Origin of the sequence: Pseudopedobacter sp. (assembly GCF_040392825.1) — a bacterium.
Lineage (GTDB): Bacteria > Bacteroidota > Bacteroidia > Sphingobacteriales > Sphingobacteriaceae > Pseudopedobacter.
Map to the genome: position 1 here is coordinate 1 of NZ_JBEBVH010000296.1, position 4,547 is coordinate 4,547.

Here is a 4,547-nt window from a genome sequence, read left to right on the forward strand (position 1 = left end):
TAAATCGCCTACTATTGAGATTGCCTGACTGCCGTCAGGCAGGCTTCGTTGCCTCGAAATAACGATAATGTTTGATTTAGACAGCCCCCAAAAACCAAACAGGGTCTATTTCCTAAGAAATAAACCCTGTTTGGTTTGGTATAAGTTTACCAACTATTAGTGATGATGACCACCTTCTCCATGAACGTGACCATGATCTAACTCTTCCTGAGTTGCTGGTCTTACATCCTGAATAGTTCCGTTGAAATGTAATTCATGTCCGGCCATTGGGTGGTTTAAGTCTACTAATACAGCATCTTCTGCAATAGAAACTACTCTGCCCTGAAATTGATTTCCCTGATTATCCTGCAAAGGAAGAACAGCGCCAATTTCTGGCAAACCTCCCTGATTTGTAAACATATCTTTAGGCAGACTAACTACCGCAGCTTCGTCATATTCACCGTAAGCATCACCCGCAGCTAAAGAGAAAGCATAGTTATCACCAATAGAAAGTCCTTTTAAATTTTCTTCGAATTTAGGAAGCATCATTCCTACACCATACAAAAACACCAGTGGTCTTTCGGTAGTCGCGCTTTCTACGTGTTTTTTCTCACCTTCTTCAGTAATATATAAATCATAAGTTACCGATACTACTTGTTTGTTGTCTATTTTCATTCTTTACTTTTTGTGAAGCTTTCTATAGCTTCTATTTTAATATTTGTTTAATTGCTTCTTCAGCAGATCTTACTGGTAACTGACAGGTCTTATTTTCACAAACAAAAATCCAGGTATCTCCAATAAACTTATCTTCCAACAAAGGTAATGTTCCAGACTTACCACCCAAAATTATCTTATTGGGAATATAACTTTTTTCGAATTCCCGACGCTGATGTTCTGCCAGATTGCCAGTTATTGCAACTTCGTAAGTTCCGTATACTTCTTCTAACAATAATGAAGCCCAATTTGAATATGCCGAACCGTAAGATGCCATTTGTGGCTCTACTGTCCGCAACATACCTTTATATATGTTTGCATATTCCTCATTATCGAATAACATACTTAGTTTCTTTAAATTCCATGCCATAACCGAATTAGAAGACGGAATGACATTATCCATGATTTCGTATTTTCTGGCTACCAGCGCTTCGCTAGTATCTGACGTATAAAAAAACATCCCGGATCCAGTATCCGAAAAATGATGGATAACATAATCTGCCAATACTCTCGCCCTCGTCAGCCATACTTCGTCAAAAGTTACTTCATATAGAGCAATAAAAGCCTGCGTAAATAAAGCATAGTCATCTAGAAAAGCTTCGATAGTCGCTTTACCTTGTTTATAATTGCGGTAAAGCCTTCCCTCTTGGGTATACACCTTTTCTAATAAGAAATTGGCATTATTGAGCGCCAGGGTTAAAAACTGCTCATCTGAAAAAGCCTTATAAGCATCGCAAAGGCCCTTGAGCATCAGCGCATTCCAGGAAGTCAGTATCTTGTCATCCAAGCCCGGATGTATTCTTTTATTCCGGTATTCGAGCAGCACAGTTTTTGAGTGCCGAATAATTTCGTCTAATTGCGCTACGGAAATATTGAACTCTTCGGCTACAAACTGCTTTTCTTTTCTGACCCAAAGATGATTTACTGCTTCTTCTTCCCAGTTTCCTTCTTCGCTAATTTCGTAATAAGTATTGAAGATAGCCGCGTTTTCGCTTCCCAGAACCGACTCTATTTCTTCCTTATCCCAGGTATAAAATTTACCTTCTACTCCCTCACTATCGGCATCTAAAGCCGAGTAAAAACCATATTCCGGCGATGTCATTTCACGCTTCAGCCAATCGTAAGTTTCGTAAACGATCTCTTTATAACGCTCGTTTCCATAATATCTGTACGCATCTGCATAAAGGGACATGAGCTGACCATTGTCGTAAAGCATTTTTTCGAAATGAGGAATATGCCACTTATGATCTACCGAATAACGGGCAAAGCCACCACCGAGCTGGTCGTAAATTCCACCGGCTGCCATCTTATCTAAAGTCAGACGGGTGATCACATAAGCCGCCTCATCTTTCGCTAGATAAGCTACTTTCATTAAAAACGCCCAGTTATCCGGCATCGGAAATTTTGGAGCCCGGTTTTGTCCGCCTTCCGAGAAATCGAAATGCATTTTCCATGGCTTTATAATGTTATCTATATGCTCTTCTGTATATTCCCGGGCTTCGGATATAAAAGATATCCGCTCGGACTGATTGATACCATCCATTAAACGCAATGCATATTCTTGGGCTTCCTCTGGCTTGTTTTCATAAAAACCAGCCAGATTCAACAGGATGTTCTTCCAATCTTCTTTCTGAAAATACGTTCCTCCGTAGATTGGTCGCTGATCTGGCAAACAGAAACAGTTGAGCGGCCAGCCGCCTCTCCCTGTCATCAACTGAACCGCATTCATATAGATCTGGTCGATATCTGGTCTTTCTTCCCGGTCTACCTTAATACAGACAAAGTGTTCATTCATCATTTGCGCCACTTCTGCATCTTCGAAACTTTCATGTTCCATCACATGACACCAGTGACATGCTGAATAGCCCACACTAACCAAAATCAGCTTATTTTCTGTTTTCGCCTTTTCCAGCGCTTCTTTTCCCCAGGGATACCAATCTACCGGATTATTGGCATGTTGCAATAAATACGGAGACGATTCTTTAGCTAATCTGTTTGCCATTTTGTGTTGTTTTTATGAATTAAACACCTTGTTATATATCACGTTTCATTAATAAAGATGATGCTGGATAAGCAAAGCACTTAAATCCTCTTCATCTCCATTAAAAACATTCAAGTCTGTTTTCCCTTTTATACCATCTATAGTAGATTTATCAGAATGCTGCCAAAACTTCCATTCTGTGTTTTCCAGTTTCAATTTTGGCTGATAATAATGAGCTACCCAAAGCGGATAATCGTCAAATTTCCCTTTCAGGTAATCTACATAGAACTTATAACCTGTATATATTATAGGTTTTACCCGCACTTTTCGTTCCACTTCGTCTAAAAAGGCCTGTACATTTTGCTGTAATTCTGCTTTAGACAGATTTCCAATTTCTTCTATATCTAAAACCGGAGGTAAATCTCCCTGTTCGAATTTTGCAGTCTGCATAAAAAACCTAGCCTGCCATAAACCAGATTTTCTGGGTTTAAAATAGTGGTAAGCTCCTCTGATGATATTATTGTCTTTGCTCTCTCGCCAATTCCGCTGAAAATATGGGTCTACCAGGGTGACGCCTTCTGTGGCTTTGATAAATGCAAAACTGATTTTCACACCATCGTCATTCATAGAATCTACCAGACTCCATTTTATTTTCTGCTGGTAAGAGGAAACGTCTATTCCATGTACATAATACCTTCGCGGTACTTTTACATTGAGTTTTTCGTAATGCGGATATTCGTTGAAAATGAACAAGTCTTTAATCCACCTTCCGGTTGAAACCGTTGTGCGGATAATTTTTCCGTAATAAAAAGGCGAAAACAGCAATAGGACTATAATGACTATTACAATCTTATATTTATACCTTTCTGTAAAACTTTTCTTCTTGGGTTTTCTTGTCCGTGGCTTTCTTGTTGATGTTGTAGTGGTTTTCTTCTTTCTGGCTGTCGTGACTTTGGTAGTAGGCGGCATTACACTATTTTATTCGGTAAAAGTACGAAATAGAAAGTGTTTTTTCAGGGTCGATCATGAACTTCTCTGTCTGGTATTGGTGGGTGTCAGGTTTTCTTCAGAAATCTTCGCACTGACACCAGGTGAAGGATAAACAGTTGCTAAAGCCCTTCATATTGAGGAACAACGAAACCTGCCTGCCGCAGGCTGGCATCCCATTATACCAAAACTAATGCTATCGCTTACTCTGCATGTGGGATTCTTCTCTACGATCAGAATGACGCAAATATTCATTTCTAGTATCGCTTCCCTTAACTTCTGTACTAATTAACATTGTACCGAAAGCCCTTCATGTTGAGCCATAGCGAAACATCCCACGTATTAGAGAGCTATAGCTATTTTCTTGATTTACATATGGGATTATGATCGCGTTCAAAACGGGATCAGAATGACGCAAATATTCACATAGTTACCATTCCTTAATTTCGTCCCATAAGTCCAGCCAATTGGGATTACTTGATGTTATCAACATATCTTTTTTCTTTCTTAACCATCCCTTTAATTCTTTCTCACGCAAAATTGCTTCCTGAATACTAAAAAAAGACTCATAATATACGCAATAGTATAGTTTATACCGGGTAGTAAAACTTGCTGGATAATGGTTATTTTTATGTTCCCAGATTCGTCCCGGGAGATCAGATGTCATACCAATATATAAAGCTGTTCTGTACTTATTGGTCATAATGTACACGCATCCGCCTCTTTCCATTTTTGAAGCTAATGAAATTTTACTTTACTTCATAAGAGAAATATTTCTCTGCATGTGGGATTCTTCCCTACGGTCAGAATGACGCAAATATTGATTTCCTCTTACTCATTCTCCGTACTCATCATCACTGCTGGTAATTCTATTTTTTTGCCGTCT

The 4,547-nt window shown here is 39.1% G+C and carries 4 protein-coding genes; all 4 read right to left on the reverse strand.

Annotated elements, in window-relative coordinates; translation table 11 throughout:
* Positions 1–156: 156 nt before the first annotated feature.
* The 4 genes from ABWO41_RS15725 to ABWO41_RS15740 all read right to left on the reverse strand — a co-directional run bounded on the left by ABWO41_RS15725 (position 157) and on the right by ABWO41_RS15740 (position 4,391).
* Complete coding sequence (locus ABWO41_RS15725; RefSeq protein ID WP_353140090.1) at positions 157–654, reverse strand: FKBP-type peptidyl-prolyl cis-trans isomerase; 498 nt, start codon at positions 652–654, stop codon at positions 157–159.
* A gap of 31 nt (positions 655–685) precedes the next feature.
* Positions 686–2,695 carry a thioredoxin domain-containing protein gene (locus ABWO41_RS15730; protein ID WP_353140092.1) on the reverse strand — a complete coding sequence of 670 codons (2,010 nt, stop codon included), beginning with the start codon at positions 2,693–2,695 and terminating at the stop codon, positions 686–688.
* Positions 2,696–2,743: 48 nt separating this feature from the next.
* On the reverse strand, positions 2,744–3,643 hold the full coding sequence (locus ABWO41_RS15735; RefSeq protein WP_353140094.1) for a glycoside hydrolase family 25 protein: 900 nt from the start codon (positions 3,641–3,643) through the stop codon (positions 2,744–2,746).
* A 448-nt stretch (positions 3,644–4,091) separates the two neighbouring features.
* A complete protein-coding gene (locus ABWO41_RS15740; RefSeq protein WP_353140096.1) occupies positions 4,092–4,391 on the reverse strand; it encodes a GIY-YIG nuclease family protein in 300 nt (99 codons plus the stop codon).
* Positions 4,392–4,547 lie beyond the last annotated feature (156 nt).